We start from the raw sequence: 23,910 nt of genomic DNA on the forward strand, positions 1-23,910 counted from the left end.
TTAATTTTTCTTTTTAGTTAGTTTAAACAATGCTTGTTGCGCCATTTGATTTGCTTCTTTATTTTGTTCTCTAGGTACCCATTTTACAAACACCAATTCAAAACTTTTTTCGAGTATTTCCAAATTCTCATAATATGGTTTAAATCGTGCGTTTTTTACAAATCCTTGATTAACACTATCTTCAATTAATTTTGAATCAGTATATAATAAAGCATTAACAACATTAAGTTCACGAGCATGTTCAAGTGCATGAATAAGGGCAGCCCATTCCGCACTGTGATTATCTAGTTCGCCTAAGTCGTGCGTATATACATACTTTTCATCATTCTCTTTGATAACTATTCCGCATGCACTTCGCCCAGGATTACCTCTAGTAGCTGCATCAAAGTAAATTTTTGCCATATGAATTTAACACCTTTTAATTTTAATAATTTCACTATTCTTATCGTATTACAAAATAAGAAAATAGGGAATGGCATAGATTTCATTAAGAAATCATTTCCATTCCCATAATATTCTTTAATATCCCTTATCTAGTTTATGAATTTGACCTTTACGATACATAGACTTAGCTATATAACCGAATGGTACATTAAATATAGTAGAAATAAGTTTTAATAAATAAGTTGTAATGAATATTTCGAATACAACCATGTTTGGTAAAGTTCCTGCAAACGCAATTGTGACAAACAGTGCTGTGTCAATAATTGAACTTAACATGGTACTACCATAAGCACGAATGATAAATGTTTTATCTGAGCTAAATACTTTTTTAATTGCAGAGAAAATAAATACATCAACGTGTTGTCCAATAATATACGCAATAATTGAACCTAATGCAATTCTTGGTACTAAATCAAATATTGTTGATAAAGATTTTTGAGCCATATCCTCAGGTGCAGGTATAAAATGTAGTGACATTTGCATAACAATAATCATAACCAATGTAGAAGAAAATCCTAACCATACAGCTCTTTTCGCAACTTTGCGACCATAAATGTCATTAAGTATATCTGTAGCTAAATAAATAGACGCAAACATGACATTACCCAAAGTAGCAGAAATACCAAAAATATGAACTGTTTTGATTACTTGAATATTAGCAATAATTGTACCAATTGTTACCCAAGCAATTAAGCCTTGTTTGCCAAAACAATGAAACATTACAACCATTAATATAAATGTAACAAGAAATGTTGCTACACCGAAAATTTCATTATACATAAATATCCTCCTAAATTTTGATGATGCGGGTGTTTAGAAACCGCAAAAACAACTTAATTATTTTATAGTAATTACTACATAAATGCAATACGACTTACCATTTTCATCAACACTTATTATTTATTAAATCGATTATTTCAAAATAAATACAAATTAAGTTATACTTATTCCATGCTTATATTAAGACAATACTGTACTTAAGGAGTGACTGTTATACTTACACATTCCGAACAAAAAGCAATTAATAAAATTGATGAGTTAATGAATACTTATTGTGAAAAATGTTTACTAAAAACACATATCAGAAAAACAGAAGGTAAGACACAAGCACACCATTTTTGTATATCTGAGTGTTCAATAGGTAAACAAATCAAACAATTAGGTAATGAACTACAATAGGAGGTAAGGACTATGCAAATTGTTTCAATTGAAGAAACACCAAATCATAACACTATGAAAATTAACCTAAGTGAAAAAAGAGAAGATAATAAATCTAATACATTTACTTCTGCTCAAGAAGGACAACCTGATTTTATAAATAAACTGTTCGATATTGATGGTGTAAAATCAATATTCTATGTTATGGATTTTATTTCTGTCGATAAAGAAGATAATGCAGATTGGAATAGTATTCTTCCTCAAATTCAATCTACTTTTGAATAAATATTTACAAGGGGACATGCACTTATGGAAATATTAAGAGTAGAGCCGACACCAAGCCCTAATACTATGAAAATCGTATTATCTAACAAAAGAGAAGACAATAAATCTAATACATTCACATACGTAGAAGAACAACAACCACAATTTATTAATGATTTATTAACAATTGACGGTGTCAAATCTATATTTTATGTGATGGACTTCTTAGCTATTGACAAAGAGCCTAAATCCGATTGGGAAGTGGTCTTACCTCAAATCACTTCAACTTTAAATAATGAGTCATTTTTAGATTCATCAAAAAAGCCCGATGAACACTATGGAGAGATTAAAGCTGAAGCACTTATGTTTAAAGGTATTCCATATCAAATTAAACTCACTACGACTTCAGATGAAAGTCGTAAACAGTTGCCGGACTATTTTGTTGAGAGTATGTTAAAAGCTCAAAAAGATGGAGACAATGTTGTGTTTTTACGTAAATGGCAAGATTTAGGAGTTAGATACGGTGATTTAGAAGAAGTTATGAATGAAGTGTACGAAGAAATCATTGCTTTATATCCATCTGAAAAGTTAGCATCTCTAGTTCAAACTGCATTAGAAACTGATATTGTTATTCCACAGCAACAATATCATCATGTAACTTTAAATGAATATAAAGAGGCAACTGATTGGAAAGATAAATTAAGAATGTTAAAAGAATTTCCAACACCTACACTTCAAGATATTGACCTATTAGATGAAGCTTTACAAGAAGATAAAGCACCCTTAAGACGACAAGCCATAGTATTAATAGGCATGATTGAAGATAAAGAAATTCTTCCATACTTATATAAAGGCTTGCATGATAAGAGTCCAGCTGTTAGACGCACTGCTGGAGATTGCTTAAGTGATTTAGGTTATAAAGAGGCTCTGCCTGAAATGGAAAAAGCCTTAAATGATTCACAGAAAATTGTACGTTGGAGAGCTGCTATGTTTCTATTTGATGAAGGCGGACCAGAACAATTATCTAGTCTAAAGTCACACGCTAATGATCCTGCTTATGAGGTCAAACTTCAAATTGAGATGGCAATTTCTAGAATCGAAAATGGTGATGAGGCTTTAGGTTCTGTATGGAAACAAATAGCTAATCGAAATAAATAATTATGTTAAAGTAAAACTAAATTAGGAGTGAAAATTATGAATCCTTATGAACAATATATGCAAGAATTAGCACAACAAATGAGAGCTGAACTCACTGAAAATGGTTTTGAAAGTTTAGAAACAAGTGAAGATGTATCAAATTATATGAAAAATGTTAACGAAGAAGATACAACATTTGTAGTAATTAATTCTACATGTGGTTGTGCTGCTGGCTTAGCCAGACCTGCAGCTGTTGCCGTAGCAGAGCAAAATGACAAAAAACCAACAAATAAAATCACTGTATTTGCTGGACAAGATAAAGAAGCAACTCAAACGATGCGAGAGTACATCCAACAAGTTCCATCAAGTCCATCATACGCTTTATTTAAAGGAACAGAATTAAAACATTTTATCCCTAGAGAACATATCGAAGGTCGTGACATTCAAGATATCTGTATGGATATTAAAGATGCATTTGACGAAAACTGCTAAGCAGTATAATTTTAAATAATTTGAGTCATCCATATTAAAGTATTCACTCAGAGTTAATACTATCATCCTAAATTGATGGTATAAACTTGAATTGAGTAAATGAGGATCCACTTTTCAATCCCAAATATAAAATTAAAAACTAATTTTATATTTGGGATTTTTTTATTTTAATTTTATAAATACGCATTATCTAGTATAATATTCAGTAATATAAATAATTCTAGGAGATGAGCAAAATGTTAAATTCCTTTGATTCAGCCTATCATGCTCTATGCGAAGAAATATTAGAAATTGGTAATCAACGGGATGATCGTACTCATACCGGTACTATTTCTAAATTTGGTCATCAGTTACGATTTGATTTATCTAAGGGTTTCCCATTACTTACAACAAAAAAAGTATCTTTCAAACTTATCGCTACAGAATTATTATGGTTTATTAAAGGCGATACAAATATACAATACTTACTAAAATATAATAATAATATTTGGAATGAATGGGCCTTCGAGAAATATGTGCAATCTAATGATTATCATGGTCCTGATATGACCAATTTTGGTCATAGAGCACTACAAGACGATGAATTTAATGAACTGTATAAAGAAGAAATGTCTAAATTCAAACAACACATTTTAAATGATGACTCATTTGCAAAAAAATACGGAGATTTAGGTAATGTATATGGTAAACAATGGAGAGATTGGGTAGATAAAGAAGGTAACCACTTTGATCAACTTAAAACAGTTATTGAACAAATTAAAAGTAGTCCAAATTCTCGCCGACATATTGTCTCAGCATGGAATCCAACAGAAATAGATAGCATGGCTTTGCCACCATGTCATACTATGTTCCAATTTTATGTTCAAGATGGCAAATTAAGTTGTCAATTGTATCAACGAAGTGCAGATATTTTCTTAGGTGTACCATTTAATATTGCTAGCTATGCATTATTAACTCATTTAATAGCAAAAGAGTGTAATCTTGAAGTTGGAGAATTTGTGCACACTTTTGGTGACGCACATATTTACTCTAATCATATTGAAGCAATAAAAACACAATTGTCTAGAAACAGTTTTGATCCGCCAACTTTAAAAATTAATTCAAATGCATCCATTTTCGATATCAATTACGAAGATTTAGAATTAATTGGATATAACTCACACCCAGCAATTAAGGCACCTATTGCTGTATAATAGGCTGAAATTTTGCGATTATTAATATAAACAATTTTTTCATACGGAGGGGAAGGGAAATATGACTTTATCAATTTTAGTAGCACATGATGAACAACGCGTTATTGGATATAATAATGATTTACCATGGAATTTACCTAATGATTTGAAACACGTAAAAAAATTATCAACTGGAAACACACTAGTGATGGGGCGAAGAACATTTGAGTCAATTGGTAAGCCGCTTCCTAATAGAAGAAATGTAGTGTTAACGAGTGACACAACGTTTAACGTTGATGGTGTAGATGTGATTCATTCTATAGATGATATTTACAAATTAGAAGGTCATATTTTCATCTTTGGTGGTCAGTCATTATTTGAAGAAATGATTGATAAAGTAGATGATATGTACATTACTGTTGTTGATGGTAAACACCAGGGCGATACATTTTTCCCACCTTATACTTTTGAAGAATGGGAAGTAGAGTCATCGGTAGACGGAGAGTTAGATGAGAAAAATACAATTCCACATACGTTTTTACATTTAGTACGTAAACATTAAATTAAATTGATAAACCGGAGGCACTTATGACTAAACAAATTATCGTGACTGATTCTACATCAGATTTATCACATGAATATCTAAAACAACATAATATACACGTAGTACCTTTAAGCTTAACGATTGACGGAAAATCGTTTGTTGATCAAATAGATATTACATCTGAGGCTTATATTCAACGAATTGAGGAAGATGCCGACGTAAAAACAAGCCAACCACCAATCGGGAAATTTATTGAACTATACGAAGAACTTGGTAAAGAGGATGTTGAAATCTTTAGTATCCATATGTCATCAGGTCTAAGTGGTACATACCAAACTGCTTTGCAAGCCAGTGATATGGTTGACACTAAAGTAACCGTAATTGATTCCAAATCTATTTCATTTGGACTCGGCTATCAAATCCAACGACTTGTTGAATTAATTAATACGAATCTTTCGTCTAATCAAATCGTAGACAAACTCAAAGAATTACAAAAGAACATTAAACTCTTTGTTGTAATCGGACAATTAAATCAATTAATTAAAGGTGGACGCATAAGTAAGACAAAAGGTTTTATTGGTAATATAATGAAAATAAAACCCGTCGGCACTTTAGAAGATGGATATTTAGAAATCGTACATAATGCACGTACACAAAATTCTAGTATACAATATCTAAAAAAAGAAATTTCAGAATTTATCGATAAACATAAAATTAAATCGATTGGTGTTGCTCACGCAAACGTTCTTGACTTTGTTGACAAGCTCAAGTTGCAATTTGATGAGGCATTCGGCCAACAGAAATATGATGTTAATGTAACGACACCAGTTATTTCAACTCATACTGGTCAAGGAGCAATCGGCTTGGTTGTTGTTCGTGAATCAAATTAATCTCATTGCTTACTTCCTATTGTTCTTTTAATAAAATTCATCATTGTGAGTAGATTACTTTAAATAATAGTATTTATATCGTAAATTTAAATAATGACAGAGGAGGTAATAATATGGCATATGCAACTTTAGCTGGAGGATGTTTCTGGTGTATGGTTAAGCCTTTTACATCATATCCCGGTATTGAAGAGGTAGTATCTGGATATAGTGGAGGTCATGTTGAAAATCCAACGTATGAACAAGTTTGTACTAATCAAACTGGACATAGGGAAGCTGTTCAAATTCAGTTCAACTCAGACATTACGTCCTTTGAAAATATCTTAGATGTATATTTTAAAACTTTTGACCCTACAGACGGCGGTGGTCAATTCTTCGATAGAGGAGAAAGCTATGAACCGGCTATCTTTTATCATGATGAAGAGCAAAAGAAAGCAGCTGAACTCAAAATACAACAATTAAATGAAGAAGGTATTTTTAAAAAACCTGTTATAACGCCGATTCTTCCATACAAAAACTTTTATCCTGCGGAAGACTATCATCAAGATTATTACAAGAAAAACCCTGCTCATTATGAGCAATATCAACGTGGATCAGGAAGAAAATCATTTATCGAAACACATTGGGGGTCTCAAAATGATTAAAAAAGATAAAAATGAATTAAATGAAATGGAATATTTAGTTACTCAAGAAAATGGTACTGAACCTCCATTTCAAAATGAATATTGGAATCATTTTGATAAGGGTATTTATGTAGATAAAATTTCAGGCAAGCCATTGTTTACTTCTGAGGAAAAGTTTGAATCTAATTGTGGTTGGCCAAGTTTCTCTAAATCAATTGATGATAATGAAATCATTGAACTCGTAGATAAAACATTTGGTATGATTAGAACAGAGGTTAGATCGGAAGATGCAAACAGTCATTTAGGTCATGTATTCAACGATGGTCCGAAAGAAAGCGGTGGACTACGTTATTGTATTAATTCTGCAGCGATTCAATTTATCCCTTATGATAAGTTAGAAGAACTTGGATATGGAGATTTAATTCCGCATTTTGAAAAATAGGAGTGACTAATTATGTTTAAAAAATTATTTGGTAAAGGTAAAGAAGTTAATAGAGAAATTGAAATCTATGCACCATTAACTGGCGAATATATTAATATTGAGGATATTCCAGATCCAGTATTTGCACAAAAAATGATGGGCGAAGGCTTTGGTATTAACCCAACTGAAGGAGAAGTTGTTTCTCCAATTGAAGGTAAAGTTGACAATGTATTTCCAACTAAACACGCAATAGGACTTAAAGCAGATAATGGTTTAGAAATATTAGTTCATATAGGTTTAGACACTGTTCAACTAGATGGTCAAGGTTTCGAAATCTTAGTAAGTAGTGGCGACACTGTTCAAGTTGGTGATCCATTACTTAAATTTGATCTAGAATATATTAGAAATAATGCGAAAGATGTTATTTCACCAATTATTATTACAAATTCAGATCAAACTGAATCAATCCACGTCAATGATGTTAAAGCAGTCATCAAAGGTGAAACTAAAGTTGTTGATGTGACAATGAGCTAATGAAAGAACATTCATTCTATCAATTTGCTCTAACGGTTAGAGGCCGTAAAGATAGCAAGGGAGACTTAGCTGAAGAAATATTTAATGATCTGTCTTTTCCAAAACATGAAAAAGATTTCAATCAATTGTCTGACTATATTGAAATGCAAAGCGACATATCAGTATCCATGTCAGTGTTTGATGATTTATATGAAGAGTATACAGAATGGTTAAAATTCTAACTTACTCAGTAATGTGGTAAGCACATGTATCATATTAAAATTGCATTAAAAATTTCATAACAGCTGGCTAAATGAGAAGTATATCAAGCCTTTCTCAATTCTAGTCATCTTTTAGGGGGTGGAACGAATTCATTATGGATTCTGTCCCACTCCTTTTGTGCTTTTTATTCAACTTATTTCTTAAAAGTTGCGTTTGTGTCTAAATAACGACATACTTATATTATCTTTTTAGATGAAATTATAAATACATAAGATGTTATATGAGGAAGTGGTTTTATGAGTCATCATTCTGAGGAAAAACAAAGTAGTATAGACTCCAAACATAAAAATGAAACATCTTCTAATAAAAGAATTAATTTTAAAACTTGGCAATTTATAGTACTTTTATTAGGAATTATCATTATTACAGCTGGTATTACAGTTGCTGCTACAATTGGTATCAGTCACAAAATAAGCGGATTAACTAAAGATGAACGTCAAGAAATTAAAAAAATTGAATATGCTTATAAGACACTTAATAATGATTACTATAAAAAACAAAATGCTAGTAAATTATCTGAGGCTGCTATAGATGGCATGGTTAAAGAACTTAAAGATCCTTATTCTGAATACATGACTAAAGATGAAACGAAAAGCTTTAATGAAGATGTTTCAGGCGACTTTGTAGGTATTGGTGCAGAAATGCAAAAAAAAGATAAACAAATAATGATTACAAGTCCAATGAAAGATTCTCCTGCTGAAAAAGCCGGTATCCAACCAAAAGATGTTGTTACTAAAGTGGATGGAAAATCCGTAGTAGGCAAACCTTTAGATCAAGTAGTAAAATTAGTACGTGGTAAAGAGGGAACAACGGTCAAACTAACAATAAAACGTGGTTCTCAAGAAAAAGAAATTAAAATTAAACGTGGTAAAATCCATGTAAAAAGCGTGGAATATAAGAAGAAAGACAACATTGGAGTATTTACTATAAACAAATTCCAAGATAATACTGCAGGCGAACTTAAATCTGCTATTATTAAAGCTCATAAAGACGGTGTTCGTAATATAGTATTAGATTTAAGAAATAATCCTGGTGGTCTACTTGATGAAGCCATAAAAATGGCTAATATCTTTATAGATAAAGATCAGACTGTTGTAAAACTTGAAAAAGGCGATGACACAGAATCAATCAAAACGTCAAATGACGCTTCTAAAGAAGCTAAAGACATGAAAGTTAGTATCTTAGTAAATGAAGGTTCTGCCAGTGCATCAGAAGTATTTACTGGTGCAATGAGAGACCACAAAAAAGCTAAAGTTTACGGTTCAAAAACTTTTGGTAAGGGAATAGTACAGACAACTCGTGAATTTAAAGATGGCTCATTATTGAAATATACACAAATGAAATGGTTAACACCTGATGGTCATTATATTCATGGGAAAGGTATACAAACTGATACAATAATAGCTTCACCTAAATATCAATCTATCAGTGTCATTCCAACTGATAAATCTTATTCTGTTGGTGACAATACAAAATACGTGAAATCTATCAAAATCGGTTTAGATGCATTAGGCTACGACGTTAACAATGATTCTAAACAATTTGATACACAGTTGGAATCAGCTATTAAAAAATTCCAATCAGAACATGAATTATCAGTAAATGGTAAATTCGATAAAAAAACTAATGAGAAATTTACACAGTTATTAGTTGAAAAAGCTAATAAAGAAGATAAAGTTTTAGATGAATTAATTAATAAACTAAAATAAAGAGGTGTGTCATAAACAATGATAAGACTAGGTAATATGCAAGATATTTCACAAATAGAAACTTTAGTTGAAGAAGCCAAAAAATTAATGAAAGAATTTAATAATAATCAATGGGATGATAAATATCCAGTTACAGAACACTTTGAAGAAGACATCAATACCGAAACACTATATGTGTTGGAAGAAAATAACACAATTTATGGCTTTATCGTGGTCGACCAACAACAATCAGAATGGTATGATGAGTTAGAATGGCCAATCGATCGTGAAGGCGCCTATGTCATTCATAGACTTGCTGGATCACAACAGTATAAAGGAGCAGCTACAGAGTTATTTGATTTCTCAGTTAAGTTAGCTGAAGAACATAATATCCATGTTCTATTAACTGATACTTTTGCTCTAAATAAGCCAGCACAAGAATTATTTGAAAAATTTGGTTTCATAAAAGTCGGTGAAGCAGAAATTGACTATCATCCATTTGATAGAGGCGCACCATTCTACGCATATTATAAAAACATTTAAGAATAGAGGTTAATTACTATGTCTAAAATAGCATTTACCGGTGGCGGTACTGTTGGACATGTATCGGTCAATTTAAGTTTAATTCCAACAGCTACTGATAAAGGGCACGACGCATTTTATATTGGTTCTAAAACAGGTATAGAACGTGAAATGATTGAATCACAATTACCTAACATTAAATATTATCCAATATCTAGCGGTAAATTACGTCGATATCTATCAGTTGATAATGCGAAAGACGTATTTAAAGTTTTAAAAGGTGTTATTGATGCACGCAAAGTATTAAAAAGAGAGAAACCAGACCTATTATTTTCTAAGGGAGGATTTGTTTCAGTTCCCGTAGTAATAGCTGCACGCTCACTAAACATTCCAACAATTATACATGAATCGGATTTAACACCAGGCTTAGCTAATAAAATTTCACTGAAATTTGCTAAAAAGATCTATACAACATTTGAAGATACATTAAAATATTTACCAAAAGATAAAGCAGACTTCGTTGGCGCTACCATTCGACAAGACTTAAAAGAAGGTAATCAATCACGTGGATACCAGTTAACAGGTTTCGACGCCTCAAAAAAAGTATTACTCGTCATGGGTGGTAGCTTAGGTAGTAAAAAGCTTAATCAAGCTATACGTGAAAATTTAGAAGCATTACTTCAAGACTATCAAATTATTCATTTAACAGGTCATGGACTAGTTGATTCTAGTATTGATGCTAAAGGCTATGTTCAGTATGAATTTGTTAAAGAAGAGTTAACAGATTTATTAGCTATTACAGATACTGTAGTTAGCCGTGCAGGATCTAACGCTATTTATGAATTTTTAACATTGCGTATTCCTATGTTATTAATACCTTTAGGACTTGACCAATCACGTGGTGATCAAATTGATAATGCTGAGAATTTTGAATCTAAAGGGTATGGTAGAACAATCCCTGAAGATCAACTTACACAGGTTAAATTATTAGAACAACTTAAAGAAATTGAAAATGATCGAGAGTCAATCATTAAACAAATGGAGACTTACACAGAAAGTTTTACAAAAGAAGATCTATTTAATAAAATTTTAAAGGACGCTCTATAAACTCAGGAGGTGCAAACAATGAATCGTACGAAACGTATTACTTTGCTAATCGTTTTTACCTTAATATTTGGTATCATTGCATCTTTCCATGAGTCTAGACTGGGTAAATGGATTGATACTGAAGTATATGAATTTATTTATTCATCTGAAAGTTTCATCACTACTTCTATCCTTTTGGGTGCCACTAAGCTAGGAGAAGTATGGGCAATGGTCTGTCTATCTTTGATGTTTGTCGCATATCTAATGTTAAAACGCTTTAAAATCGAAGCACTATTCTTTGTAATTGTTATGTCTCTTTCAAGTATATTAAATCCATTACTGAAGAATATTTTTGACCGAGAGCGCCCAACATTATTACGATTAATTGATATATCTGGATTTAGCTTTCCTAGTGGCCATGCTATGGGATCAACATCATTCTTTGGTAGTGCGATGTTTATAGCAAATAGAAAAGCATCAGGTAATAATAAAGGAATTATAATAGGGTTATGCGCATTATTTATTCTTCTGATTTCTATTTCAAGAGTATATTTAGGTGTGCATTATCCTACAGATGTCATTGCTGGTATAATTGGCGGTGCTTTCTGTATTGTTCTATCAACATTAATACTTAAAAATCATTTATATCCAACAGCTACGTAAAATATATCGAGATACATTCTTAAAACGCGAGATTGTATCTCGATTTTTTTAAGGATTAAATATTAGCTATTTGAATTGGTAGACACTCAAAAGATTTAATCAAATCAGTATTACTAAATAAACTAAATAAAAAAGCAGTGAACCTCGGCATTAGATTCACTGCTTTTTATTAAAACGTTTAAAGTAAGTTTGAAACTTTAACGTTAGTCTTTTACGGGCATATAAAAGGGGAATAACTTGAAAATGACCAATCCTTTAAGAACGAAATATATGTGGGGGGAATTGTCTTATTCGGTATTGATAATCATTTTCAAATACTATTATACATCATTGATAATCATTGTCAATTATAATTGCGAAAAATTCTCAATTAAATTTGATTATATCATTACAATTTAAATCCATTCTCTAATTTCAGTCTTTACTGTGATAAAATATAGCTTATATTATAAGAATATGCATTCGAAAACGCATCATTGATTTAACTCATTCTAGCTATTTAAAATATGATTAATGCATAATAAAAGAGGTGAAAATAATAATGACTAATATACTTATTGTGGAAGATGAACAAAATTTAGCCCGCTTCTTAGAACTAGAACTAACTCATGATAATTATAGTGTAGATATAGAATATGAAGGACAAGCAGGGCTCGATAAAGCATTAAGTAATAATTACGATTTAATTATATTAGATTTAATGTTACCAAAAATAAATGGCTTAGAAATATGTCGCCGTGTCAGACAAGAACAATCAACGCCTATCATTATTATTACGGCTAAAAGCGATACATATGACAAAGTGACCGGTTTAGATTACGGTGCTGACGATTATATTGTAAAACCCTTTGAAATTGAAGAATTATTTGCACGCATTCGTGCAGTACTCCGTCGTCAACCTCAAAAGGATATCATTGATATCAATGGCATTAAAATAGACGTCGATGCTTTTAATGTCACAATTAATGGAGAACAGTTAGATTTCACTAAAACCGAATATGACTTACTTTATTTATTAGCAACCAACAGAAACCGTGTACTACAAAGAGAACAGATCTTAGATCATGTTTGGGGCTATGACAGTGAAGTTGAGACGAATGTCGTAGATGTTTATATTCGATATTTACGCAACAAACTTAAACCTTATGGTAAAGATAAAACGATTGAAACCGTTCGTGGTGTTGGGTACGTGATCAGATGATTAAAAAGGGTACTTTAAAATATAAGTGGATGATGATTACAACGTTAATCATGTTTAGCACAATTATTCTTTTCTGTCTTGTTATAATCTTCTTTTTAAAAGATACCTTAAGAGACGGTGAGATTGATGAGGCTGAACACAGTTCAAGTGATATCGTTAATTTGGTAGAATCACGATCTATGAATAATATTACTACTTTAGATTTGACTGCTATGTTGGAGAATTTTGAAAAAGCCATTATTTACGATCGAAATGGTAAACAATTAATGCAATCCTCAAATGAAAATATGATTAATTTTAAACCTGATATTGATTTTGTTGATCCTGAAACGATTCAAATTTCAAAACATAACGGAATCCCTTACTTAATTATTACAGAACCAATACATAGTGAACGTTTTGAAGGCTATAGTGTTTTAATTCACTCCCTTGAAGGATATAACAATGTCGTTCGTTCATTATATTTTGTAGCCATTGCATTTGGTTTGTTAGCAACTTTCATTATGGCGGGTATTAGTTATATTTTTTCAACGCAATTAACTAAGCCACTCGTAACCATGTCGAACAAGATGATTCAAATACGACGAGATGGATTTCAAAATAAACTTGAACTCAAGACGAACTATGAGGAAACAGATAATTTAATCGATACCTTTAATGATATGATGTACCAAATTGAGGAATCATTTAACCAACAACGTCAATTTGTTGAAGATGCTTCTCACGAGTTACGCACGCCGCTACAAATCATTCAAGGTCATTTAAATTTAATTCAACGTTGGGGTAAAAAAGACCCAGCTGTTCTTGAAGAGTCTCTTAATATTTCATTAGAGGAAATGAATCGAATAACGAAGTTGGTTGAAGAATTATTATTATTGACTAAAGACAAAGTTAATATTCAGGCATTAGAATTTGAAGAAGTAAATATTAATGAAGAAATTCGTTCACGTATTAAATCTTTAAAACAATTACATTCAGATTATCAATTTAAAACGCATCTATCAAAGAAACCATTAACATTACAGATTAATCGTCATCAGTTTGAACAGTTATTACTTATTTTTATTGATAATGCAATGAAGTATGACAAAGATAATAAGCAAATCGAAATAGCTACTCAATTAAGAAACAAACAAATTAGTATTGAAATTACAGACCATGGTCTTGGTATTCCTAAAGAAGATCAAGAGTTTATTTTTGATCGTTTTTATAGAGTTGATAAATCCCGCGCAAGAAGTCAAGGTGGTAATGGCTTAGGGCTTTCTATTGCTGAGAAGATAGTACAACAATATGGTGGTTACATAACTGTTGACAGCGAAGTAAACCAATATACAACGTTTAAAATTATATTTAAATAAATATTTAAATCGAAGCTGGGACAATTAAGTTGTTCCGGTTTTTTAATACATAACTTTCTTTCAAATAACATCTACAATTAAAACACTCATTCAAACTATCTCTATTTCACATTTTCAGTAAAATTTTCCATCAATTTTCACACAAAATCATATAAATTCAAATTACCAGATTTAGTATTTTTGTTTTTTCCATAATATTCAGTCAATGGACTTTATCAAAGCCACAAATAGTGCTATTATTGACCTGTAAGCGGTTTAACTATTTTGTGGAGGGTAATACTATGGCAAAGGATAACAAGGATGTTACAGAAGCTCCTGTAAACTTCGGTGCTAACCTAGGTTTAATGTTAGATTTATACGATGACTATCTACAAGACCCTAGTTCAGTGCCTGATGATTTACAAGTTCTTTTCAGCACTATTAAAAATGGCGAAGCTCATGTCGCAGCTAAGTCAACCACTGAAGGGAGTGGTTCATCAGCAGGCGATGGTACAATTAAGCGTATTATGCGCTTAATCGACAATATAAGACAATACGGTCACCTTAAAGCTGATATTTACCCTGTTAATGCTCCTAAAAGAACTAATCTTCCTAAGTTAGAAATTGAAGAGTTTAACTTAGATAAAGAAACATTAGAAAATGTCTCAGCAGAAATTGTATCTGATCATTTCAAAGATATATATGATAATGCTTACGAGGCAATTGAAAGAATGGAGAAGCGTTATAAAGGGCCGATTGCCTTTGAATATAATCATATTAATAATAATAAAGAACGTACGTGGTTAAAACGACGTATTGAAACACCATATAGAGCTAATATCAATAATGATGAAAGAAAAAAATTATTTGATACTTTAGCGCATGTAGAAGGCTTTGAAAAGTATTTACACAAAAACTTTGTTGGTGCTAAACGATTCTCTATTGAGGGTGTTGATACATTAGTTCCAATGTTACAACATACATTAAAACGTGCTGCTGAAGTTGAAATTAACAATATTCAAATTGGTATGGCACACAGAGGTCGTTTAAATGTTTTAACTCATGTGCTAGAAAAACCATATGAAATGATGATTTCTGAGTTTATGCACACAGATCCTATGAAATTCTTACCAGAAGATGGCAGTCTTGAACTAACTGCTGGATGGACAGGAGATGTGAAGTATCACTTAGGTGGTGTGAAGACAACTTCTTCATATGGTATTGAACAACGAATTTCATTAGCTAATAACCCAAGTCACTTGGAAATTGTTGCGCCAGTGGTAATTGGTAAAACACGTGCATCACAAGATGACACAAAACACGCTGGTAAACCAACTACAGATTTCCATAAAGGTATGCCAATTATAATTCATGGGGATGCTGCATACCCAGGACAAGGTATTAATTTTGAAACAATGAATTTAAGTAACCTAGATGGTTATTCAACTGGTGGTGCCTTACACATCATCACTAATAATAGAATTGGATTCACTACGGAACCAGTTGATGGACGTTCAACAACATATTCAACTGATATTGCGAAAGGTTATGACGTACCAATTTTACATGTAAATGCAGATGATGTTGAAGCAACAATTGAAGCTATTGATATTGCAATGGAATTCCGAAAAGAATTTCATAAAGATTTTGTAATTGATTTAGTCGGCTATCGTCGTTACGGGCATAATGAAATGGACGAACCTTCGATTACAAATCCACTTCCATATCATAATATTCGCAAACATGATTCAGTTGAAATTATTTATGGTAATAAGTTAGTTGAAGACGGCGTTATTTCTAAGGAACAAATGGAAGACGTAATGGATAAAATTCAAAAAGAAATGCGTGCCGCTCAAGACAAGATTGATAAATCAGATAAAATGGATAATCCAGATATGGAAAGACCTGAGTCATTGCAAGAACCTTTACAAAGTGATGATAAGGATTTCTCAGTAGATCATCTTAAAGAAATTAATGATGCTATGCTCTCATATCCTGAAGATTTCCATGTACTTAAAAAGCTAAATAAAGTTCTAGAAAAACGTAGAGAGCCTTTCGAAAGTGAAAATGGTTTAGTAGACTGGGCTCAAGCTGAGCAACTTGCTTTTGCAACGATTGTTCAAGATGGTATATCTGTTCGATTAACCGGACAAGATAGTGAGCGTGGCACGTTCAGTCATAGACATGCTGTATTACACGATGAAGAAAATGGTGATACATTTACACCATTACATCATGTGCCTAATCAAAAAGCCACATTTGAAGTTCACAATAGTCCATTATCTGAAGCAGCTGTCGTTGGCTTTGAATATGGCTATAATGTTGAAAATAAAAATAGCATGAATATTTGGGAAGCTCAATACGGAGACTTTTCTAATATGGCTCAAATGATGTTCGATAATTTCATGTCATCAGCACGTGCTAAGTGGGGAGAAAGAAGTGGTTTAACGCTATTCTTACCTCACGCATTTGAGGGTCAAGGACCTGAACACTCTTCAGCACGTTTAGAAAGATTTTTACAACTAGCAGCTGAAAATAATAGTACAGTTGTTAATTTATCTAGTTCAAGTAACTATTTCCATTTATTAAGAGCACAAGCTAAGAGTTTAGGTACTGAAGCTATGAGACCATTAATTGTAATGTCTCCAAAAAGCTTATTAAGAAATAAAACAGTTGCTAAACCAATAGATCAATTCACTTCAGGTGGTTTCAAACCTATTATTGTCGAGGATGGAAATAAAGAGAAAGTGACTAAACTTGTATTCGCATCAGGTAAAATGTTCATAGATTTAAAAGAACATATAGCTAAAAATCCAGATGATTCAATTTTATTAGTTGCAGTTGAACGTTTATATCCATTCCCTGAAGGGGAAATTAAAGAAGTATTAAATGAATTACCTAATCTTGAAACAGTATCTTGGGTTCAAGAAGAACCTAAAAATCAAGGCGCTTGGTTATTCGTTTATCCTTATTTAAAATCACTTGTAGGTAACCAATTTAATTTAAGCTATCATGGTAGAATTCAACGTGCAGCGCCAGCTGAAGGTGATGGAGAAATTCATAAACTTGTTCAAAATCAAATTATTGAAAGTAGCATTGAAAAATAACTAGGGGGAAATATTATGCCAGAGGTAAAAGTTCCAGAATTAGCAGAATCTATAACAGAGGGTACCATTGCAGAATGGTTAAAAAATGTGGGAGATAGCGTAGAAAAAGGCGAAGCTATCCTAGAATTAGAGACAGATAAAGTTAACGTTGAAGTTGTTTCTGAAGAAGAAGGAGTACTTCAAGAACAATTGGCTTCTGAAGGCGACACTGTGGAAGTCGGCCAAGTTATCGCAACTGTTGGCGAAGGTAGTGGTAATGCTTCTTCAAGCAAAGAGGAATCTTCAGACCAATCTCAATCTGCGAACAACGATGAAGCGAATAAAGAATCAGCTCAACCAAAAGAATCTCAATCAAATAATGAAGAAAAAACACAATCTAATCCTAACAATCAACGTGTTAATGCAACGCCATCAGCTCGTCGCCATGCACGTGAAAACGGTGTAGATTTAAGCACTGTTTCTGGAAAAGGAAACGATGTTGTACGTAAAGATGATGTTGAAAATAGCCAAAAAGCAGCTCAATCTCAAACTTCTCAAGAAACAAGCAAAAAAGAAGAACCTAAAAAATCTTCAGGTGCACCTAATAAACCTGTAATTAGAGAGAAAATGTCTCGCAGAAAGAAAACAGCTGCTAAAAAATTATTAGAAGTTTCTAATAATACAGCAATGTTAACTACATTCAATGAAGTAGATATGACAAACGTTATGGAATTACGTAAACGTAAAAAAGAACAATTTATTAAAGATCATGATGGTACTAAACTAGGTTTCATGTCATTCTTTACAAAAGCTGCAGTTGCTGCATTGAAAAAATATCCTGAAGTAAATGCTGAAATCGACGGCGATGATATGATTACTAAACAATATTATGATATTGGTGTAGCTGTTTCTACTGATGACGGTTTATTAGTTCCTTTCGTACGAGATTGTGATAAAAAGAACTTTGCAGAACTTGAAAGAGCTATTGCTGACTTAGCAGTTAAAGCAAGAGATAAAAAACTTGGTTTAGATGATATGGTTAATGGATCATTTACAATTACTAATGGTGGTGTATTTGGTTCAATGATGAGTACACCAATTATTAATGGTAACCAAGCAGCTATCCTAGGTATGCACTCAATCATTACTCGTCCAATTGCAATTGATAAAGATACAATTGAGAATAGACCAATGATGTATATTGCTTTAAGTTATGACCATAGAATTATCGATGGTAAAGAAGCAGTAGGATTCTTAAAAACAATTAAAGAATTAATCGAAAGCCCTGAAGATTTACTTTTAGAAAGCTAATCTCAAAGGAATATAACCTCAAACTAATATTGATACAACGGCGTCACATCGTCGTTGTATTTTTTATCTTAAATTTTCAAAAATTAAAAATCATAAATTGAAGTTCAATCAATAAAATAGGCTAATCTTTGTAAGTAGGTGAATTTAACATGACAAAAAAAGGCAAATCAATGCTAGATCGTTGGGAAGACGACAAGAAATGTTTGAAGAACAAGCACCTAAAGAGAGTAAAGAAATAATTAAGAAACGTGAAGATGACTTTATTAAAAGGCTTAGAGAAATACAAAAGAAAAGCTAAAGAAATAAGTGATATACATAAAAAAATTAAAGATGTTATTCAATTAATATTATACAAGTAATGTACAATGCCCTTAAAATAAATCGAGGTGTTATAAATGGATTTAACTTTTTAAGAACAAATAAAATTAAGAGACGATGTACGTAAAATGCCATAGGCTAGTACATTAGCAGAAAGATGAAAAAGAGAACATTAAATGTTTGAGTTACTAGGACTTTATAAATCTGATACTGAGGATATTGATTTATCTAAAATCGCCATAGAAGTCTCTGATGAAGAGTTAGAAGATATATTACTTGGCCGAAAATAAATAACACTTATTTATAAAAAGTTCTTAGGACAATTGTGATTGTAATTTTTTAGAGAATTGCAAATAAAATATTTAAGTATTTAGCGTTTATATTATTGACTAATTATGAAATAGATAATTCTCTTAATAATTATTACATCTCTTAAATAATCCAACTATTATATTATAAGTATAGTCATTACTAATTGACTAAAAGCGAACAATTTTTAATTACATAAAATGAAATCATCAGTTAAACATCTTTTTTAAATTACCCCCCTATCTTATAAAATAAGGATAGGGGGGGCTTGTTTATATTTAATATAAAATTCTATTTACATTCAATATACGAATTTGAAAAGGTTTTGATTTTCCTTTGTATGTATTTTTGAACTCATCAAATTAACGGCCCATTATGTAGTTCATGATATAAATCAAATTTAAAATGCGTTATAATAATTAAGAAAAGACAAATATTAGGGGTGTCATGCATGAGTGGACTTAGAAGTGTCACATTAGGGACAAGTGATCTTTCTAAAACAAATAAACTATTTAAAGATATTTTAGGACTAAATGTAGCATCTAAAAATCAAGCTTTACGTTTTGGTGATGCGGATTTAAGTCCAGGTACACGAATACATTTTGTTGAAGTGCCAAATTCAGAATATGAAAATCAACATATCGCTAGTGTTGGTTTGCGAACGCCGACAGATTCAGGATTGGATGAGTATCAAACGATTTTAAAAGATAATCAAATTCAAGCAAGTGAAATTACTGAGTTAAACGGTAATAAGCATTTTAATTTCGAAGATAGCAACCATCAAATTTTTGATATTTATTCGAATGAACATAATACGGGCGTAGGACTAGGCACACCTACTTTTGATAGTACAGTAAATCCGCTACACCAAATTCAGGGACTTGGTCCTATCATTATTAAAGTTAATGAATTGCCAGTTACAGCATCTATCCTAAAGAATGTATTTAACTTAACTCATTATGCTGAGTACGAATCAACAGAGTTTCCTGAACAAGTGATACAAGTATTTCAAATTGGCGAAGGTGGTTTAGGTGGTGAACTTCATTTATATCAGCCTAATGAACCTATTGAATTAAAAGAAGAAGGTATCGTTGAGCAAATTGAATTTAGTGCAAATTCAGTTGAAGCATTCAACAATGCACAAAAGGAACTAGATGACATTGGCATTCCTTATCAGACGTTAAATCAAGGCGATGCTAAATCTCTACGTATTACTGAGAATAGTGGCATCTCATTTATTTATACATTAGAAAAGTAAAGACAATAATTATATGGAGGCATGAAATTTATGGCAATGTTACATGAAACATGGAAAACACGTACACCTATTAAAAAAGTTGAAGTGATTAATACAGATGCTAAGAAGTTCACAGTTTCTGATATGTTAACTGTTGGAAAGCAATATGATGTTATTAATGAAACTGAGGAATACTATCAAATTATTGATAATTCTGGTTTAGTCGGTGGTTATTATAAAACGTACTTTAAAGAAGTTTAGTATCAATAATTAAGCATGATCATGATTTAAACAAGACTTGGGGGTTATTTTGAAAAAGTAATCGTTGAAATATACTCAACATTACTTTTACAATGCAACTTCTTAGTCTATTTTTCATTTTAAAGAAGGAGAGTAAATTACAAAAATGATTAAGAATCAATATATTAATTCAGATGAATCCGTATTTAATGATGCTAAAGCATTATTTAATTTAAATAAAAATATATTACTTAAAGGGCCAACAGGTTCTGGTAAAACCAAATTAGCGGAAACACTTAGTGCAGTTGTTAATACACCAATGCATCAAGTTAACTGTTCAGTAGATTTAGACACTGAAAGTCTACTTGGTTTTAAGACAATTAAAACAAACGAACAAGGTCAACAAGAAATTGTTTTTATAGATGGTCCTGTAATTAAAGCAATGCGTGAAGGACATATCCTTTATATTGATGAAATAAATATGGCCAAACCTGAAACCTTACCAATATTAAATGGTGTTCTAGATTATCGTCGCCAACTTACAAACCCATTTACTGGAGAAGTGATAAAAGCGGCGCCAGGATTCAACGTTATTGCTGCAATTAATGAAGGCTATGTAGGTACACTTCCTATGAACGAAGCTTTGAAAAACCGTTTTGTTGTTATTCAAGTAGATTATATAGACGGTGATATATTAAAAGACGTTATTAAGCAACAAAGTCAACTTCAAGATGATGCTATTATTGAACAAATTATCAAATTCAATGAAGATTTACGTACAATGTCCAAACAAGGACAAATTTCTGAAGAAGCAGCTAGTATCAGAGCATTAATAGATTTAAGTGACTTAATTACTGTAATGCCAATAGAGCGTGCTATTCAACGCACAATTATCGATAAATTAGAAGATGAGCGTGAACAACAAGCAATCAAAAATGCGATTGAATTAAACTTTTAGAGAGGGATTACTATGAGCGATCGTTTTATCAAATTTAATGATGAGCAATTAGATGCTAAGCAAGTTATGATGCTACAAGACTTAGCGCGCTTACTTCTTAAAAATGAGCAAACACAAGTTAAAATTCAAAAATTCCCTTACTATGATCCAATTAATAACACATTGATCACAAGTTGGTTCTGGTCGCACCGTCCCGAGCATATAGAGAAAGCCGGTCTTAAAACTGACGTGATGCTCGCAGCTTATGGGTATCAAATGATGGATGAATCTATTGTGAATGAAGTATTACATGATGATGAGTTTGAACACCCTAAGTTTTATCAGCAAATCTTTAGATTACTAGAAGATATGCGCGTGTTTAATCATATTCGTAATGAACGCCCAAGTACGTCTAAATTAATAGATTTACGTTTACAAACGAGATTGTCTTATACAGAATCTCAAATTAAATTCTATAAAACTAAAACTGTGTATACTGATTTACTATTTTTATATTTAGAAAAAGCATTTCTTAGTCAGAATTTCTTTGATATTCCAATGATGCATTCACAATTAGACGATATTTTGAATTCTATGTTTCAATATTTGCCTAACTTTTTCCAAAATGAAACATCAGAAGATAATATGTGCTTAGCTCAACGTATCATGTTTCAAATTGATGATATGTTAACCAAAGATATGTTAAATGAATATTATCATCTCCCTCGTCGTGTATACGAGGCAATCCATGAAATGACGTTTGATGAGTTAAAACGTACAGATGCGAGTAATGTAGATGGAAAAGACAATACCTCTGAGGATACGGACTCTGAGACTGCTGAAGCTGAAACGAATGCCCAAGATAGTAAATCAGAAGGCGGTGCTTACCTTGAAATGGAACTTCATGAGGGCGAAAATAGTGAGGTAATAAGTGATAATGATACTGCTCGTGAAGGTGATTCTACAGACGATATGACAGACATGATGACCAAAAAAGGTCGTGGTTCTGATAATACATTAAATAATGATGAAGGTGGCTCTATAGGAGAGAATGCGTCATTCGCACTTAAAGGGATTAACGAAAATGTAGAAATTAAATGGAATGTTCCCGAAATAGAACCGGATTACTTATTAGAGTATCAAAATGTTAAAAACGATGTTCAATTTGAAACTAAGGATTTAATTCAAATTATCAAGAAAACCATTGATCGCGAGCATGTTGATGAGCGACATAACCTTACTAAAGGTCGTTTGCAAAGAGATTTAACAAATTGGTTTATCGATGATCAATATAAATTATTTTATAAAAAACAAGATTTAAGTAAAACGTTTGATGCCACTTTTACTTTATTAATTGATGCATCTGCAAGTATGTTCGATAAGATGGAAGAGACAATCAAAGGGGTTGTTCTTTTCCACGAAACATTGAAAGCATTAAATGTTAAACATGAAATACTTGCGTTCAATGAAGATGCATTTGATTCTGATGATCGTAAACAGCCTAACATCATTGATGAAATTGTTCATTATGATTATTCAACCATGGAAAAAACTGGCCCTCGAATCATGTCTTTACACCCACAAGATGATAACCGTGATGGCGTAGCTATACGTATTGCTAGCGAACGTTTGCTAAGAAGAAGTCATAATCAACGTTTCTTGATAGTATTTTCCGATGGTGAACCTTCAGCCTACAATTATGCACAAGATGGTATATTAGACACTTATGAAGGTGTAGAAATGGCCCGCAAATACGGTATTGAAGTATTTAATGTGTTTTTGAGTCAAGATGTTATAACAGAAGATATTGAACAAACCATTCATAACATTTATGGTCAATACGCATTATTTGTAGAAGGTGTAGAAAATTTGCCGAGTCATTTATCGCCATTACTAAAAAAATTACTTCTAAAATCATTTTAAAGAATATAAGATTTCTATTTTAAATATTTATCAACTTTTCAAATTTTCTGAAATTACATAGACTTGTAAATCCTTTTTATGCTAGAATGTTTAATATTGCAAACATACACATAAA

General features: G+C 31.8%; 24 protein-coding genes and 2 pseudogenes. 24 read left to right on the forward strand and 2 right to left on the reverse strand.

The features are described 5' to 3' along the window. Positions 1 to 402, reverse strand: a complete 402-nt coding sequence (locus SBL16_RS04965; protein ID WP_037537078.1) for a ribonuclease HI family protein — start codon at positions 400 to 402, stop codon at positions 1 to 3. Between the two features lie 117 nt (positions 403 to 519). Continuing rightward, positions 520 to 1,224: a queuosine precursor transporter gene (locus tag SBL16_RS04970; protein ID WP_107612143.1), complete on the reverse strand. Its 705-nt coding sequence runs from the start codon at positions 1,222 to 1,224 to the stop codon at positions 520 to 522. A gap of 204 nt (positions 1,225 to 1,428) precedes the next feature. Here SBL16_RS04970 and SBL16_RS04975 point away from each other — a divergent pair, with 204 nt between their 5' ends. The 24 genes and pseudogenes from SBL16_RS04975 to SBL16_RS05090 all read left to right on the forward strand — a co-directional run bounded on the left by SBL16_RS04975 (position 1,429) and on the right by SBL16_RS05090 (position 23,795). Further along, a complete protein-coding gene (locus tag SBL16_RS04975; RefSeq protein ID WP_107612142.1) occupies positions 1,429 to 1,623 on the forward strand; it encodes a zinc-finger domain-containing protein in 195 nt (64 codons plus the stop codon). A 12-nt stretch (positions 1,624 to 1,635) separates the two neighbouring features. After that, positions 1,636 to 1,887 (forward strand): NifU N-terminal domain-containing protein, encoded by a 252-nt coding sequence (locus SBL16_RS04980; protein ID WP_107612141.1) that lies wholly within the window; start codon positions 1,636 to 1,638, stop codon positions 1,885 to 1,887. Positions 1,888 to 1,911: 24 nt separating this feature from the next. Then, the gene (locus SBL16_RS04985; RefSeq protein WP_107612140.1) at positions 1,912 to 3,024 is read left to right on the forward strand and encodes a conserved virulence factor C family protein; all 1,113 of its coding nucleotides are present in this window, start codon (positions 1,912 to 1,914) and stop codon (positions 3,022 to 3,024) included. 36 nt (positions 3,025 to 3,060) lie between these two features. Beyond that, entirely contained in the window at positions 3,061 to 3,495 is a 435-nt protein-coding gene (gene brxA / locus SBL16_RS04990; protein ID WP_011275773.1) for a bacilliredoxin BrxA, read from the forward strand. 236 nt (positions 3,496 to 3,731) lie between these two features. After that, the gene (locus SBL16_RS04995) at positions 3,732 to 4,688 is read left to right on the forward strand and encodes a thymidylate synthase (RefSeq protein ID WP_107612139.1); all 957 of its coding nucleotides are present in this window, start codon (positions 3,732 to 3,734) and stop codon (positions 4,686 to 4,688) included. A 61-nt stretch (positions 4,689 to 4,749) separates the two neighbouring features. Next, complete coding sequence (locus SBL16_RS05000; protein ID WP_107612138.1) at positions 4,750 to 5,229, forward strand: dihydrofolate reductase; 480 nt, start codon at positions 4,750 to 4,752, stop codon at positions 5,227 to 5,229. 26 nt (positions 5,230 to 5,255) lie between these two features. Next, entirely contained in the window at positions 5,256 to 6,101 is an 846-nt protein-coding gene (gene fakB2, locus SBL16_RS05005) for a fatty acid kinase binding subunit FakB2 (protein ID WP_037537084.1), read from the forward strand. Between the two features lie 113 nt (positions 6,102 to 6,214). Further along, positions 6,215 to 6,742 (forward strand): peptide-methionine (S)-S-oxide reductase MsrA, encoded by a 528-nt coding sequence (msrA, locus tag SBL16_RS05010; RefSeq protein WP_011275777.1) that lies wholly within the window; start codon positions 6,215 to 6,217, stop codon positions 6,740 to 6,742. After that, the gene (gene msrB / locus SBL16_RS05015; protein ID WP_037537085.1) at positions 6,735 to 7,163 is read left to right on the forward strand and encodes a peptide-methionine (R)-S-oxide reductase MsrB; all 429 of its coding nucleotides are present in this window, start codon (positions 6,735 to 6,737) and stop codon (positions 7,161 to 7,163) included. Before msrA ends, msrB begins: the two co-directional genes overlap by 8 nt. Before the next feature lie 12 nt (positions 7,164 to 7,175). Next, positions 7,176 to 7,676 carry a PTS glucose transporter subunit IIA gene (locus tag SBL16_RS05020; protein WP_107613748.1) on the forward strand — a complete coding sequence of 167 codons (501 nt, stop codon included), beginning with the start codon at positions 7,176 to 7,178 and terminating at the stop codon, positions 7,674 to 7,676. After that, positions 7,676 to 7,897 carry a YozE family protein gene (locus tag SBL16_RS05025; protein ID WP_053017655.1) on the forward strand — a complete coding sequence of 74 codons (222 nt, stop codon included), beginning with the start codon at positions 7,676 to 7,678 and terminating at the stop codon, positions 7,895 to 7,897. Before SBL16_RS05020 ends, SBL16_RS05025 begins: the two co-directional genes overlap by 1 nt. Positions 7,898 to 8,173: 276 nt before the next feature. Then, complete coding sequence (locus SBL16_RS05030) at positions 8,174 to 9,646, forward strand: S41 family peptidase (RefSeq protein WP_107612136.1); 1,473 nt, start codon at positions 8,174 to 8,176, stop codon at positions 9,644 to 9,646. Positions 9,647 to 9,664: 18 nt separating this feature from the next. Beyond that, complete coding sequence (locus SBL16_RS05035; protein WP_107612135.1) at positions 9,665 to 10,168, forward strand: GNAT family N-acetyltransferase; 504 nt, start codon at positions 9,665 to 9,667, stop codon at positions 10,166 to 10,168. An 18-nt stretch (positions 10,169 to 10,186) separates the two neighbouring features. Further along, a complete protein-coding gene (locus SBL16_RS05040; protein ID WP_053018315.1) occupies positions 10,187 to 11,254 on the forward strand; it encodes an undecaprenyldiphospho-muramoylpentapeptide beta-N-acetylglucosaminyltransferase in 1,068 nt (355 codons plus the stop codon). Positions 11,255 to 11,272: 18 nt separating this feature from the next. Further along, on the forward strand, positions 11,273 to 11,896 hold the full coding sequence (locus SBL16_RS05045) for a phosphatase PAP2 family protein (protein ID WP_107612134.1): 624 nt from the start codon (positions 11,273 to 11,275) through the stop codon (positions 11,894 to 11,896). A 243-nt stretch (positions 11,897 to 12,139) separates the two neighbouring features. After that, positions 12,140 to 12,246 (forward strand): annotated as a pseudogene (locus tag SBL16_RS05050) (hypothetical protein); the annotation flags it as partial. A gap of 191 nt (positions 12,247 to 12,437) precedes the next feature. Then, positions 12,438 to 13,097: a response regulator transcription factor gene (locus tag SBL16_RS05055; protein WP_107613676.1), complete on the forward strand. Its 660-nt coding sequence runs from the start codon at positions 12,438 to 12,440 to the stop codon at positions 13,095 to 13,097. Next, a complete protein-coding gene (locus SBL16_RS05060; RefSeq protein WP_107612132.1) occupies positions 13,094 to 14,455 on the forward strand; it encodes an ATP-binding protein in 1,362 nt (453 codons plus the stop codon). The genes SBL16_RS05055 and SBL16_RS05060 overlap by 4 nt, the downstream gene beginning before the upstream one ends. Positions 14,456 to 14,736: 281 nt before the next feature. Beyond that, a pseudogene (locus SBL16_RS05065) lies at positions 14,737 to 17,545 on the forward strand (2-oxoglutarate dehydrogenase E1 component). 11 nt (positions 17,546 to 17,556) lie between these two features. After that, positions 17,557 to 18,831, forward strand: a complete 1,275-nt coding sequence (gene sucB / locus SBL16_RS05070; RefSeq protein WP_037537094.1) for a dihydrolipoyllysine-residue succinyltransferase — start codon at positions 17,557 to 17,559, stop codon at positions 18,829 to 18,831. A 1,078-nt stretch (positions 18,832 to 19,909) separates the two neighbouring features. After that, positions 19,910 to 20,716 (forward strand): lactoylglutathione lyase, encoded by an 807-nt coding sequence (locus SBL16_RS05075; RefSeq protein ID WP_037537095.1) that lies wholly within the window; start codon positions 19,910 to 19,912, stop codon positions 20,714 to 20,716. 36 nt (positions 20,717 to 20,752) lie between these two features. After that, positions 20,753 to 20,956 (forward strand): DUF6501 family protein, encoded by a 204-nt coding sequence (locus SBL16_RS05080; protein WP_029376685.1) that lies wholly within the window; start codon positions 20,753 to 20,755, stop codon positions 20,954 to 20,956. 145 nt (positions 20,957 to 21,101) lie between these two features. Next, the gene (locus tag SBL16_RS05085; RefSeq protein WP_107612671.1) at positions 21,102 to 21,893 is read left to right on the forward strand and encodes an ATP-binding protein; all 792 of its coding nucleotides are present in this window, start codon (positions 21,102 to 21,104) and stop codon (positions 21,891 to 21,893) included. 12 nt (positions 21,894 to 21,905) lie between these two features. After that, a complete protein-coding gene (locus SBL16_RS05090; protein ID WP_107612669.1) occupies positions 21,906 to 23,795 on the forward strand; it encodes a vWA domain-containing protein in 1,890 nt (629 codons plus the stop codon). The last annotated feature ends 115 nt before the right edge of the window (positions 23,796 to 23,910 follow it).

Source organism: Staphylococcus sp. NWU MK-U1 (assembly GCF_033283505.1).
In the GTDB taxonomy this organism is placed as follows: domain Bacteria; phylum Bacillota; class Bacilli; order Staphylococcales; family Staphylococcaceae; genus Staphylococcus; species Staphylococcus haemolyticus.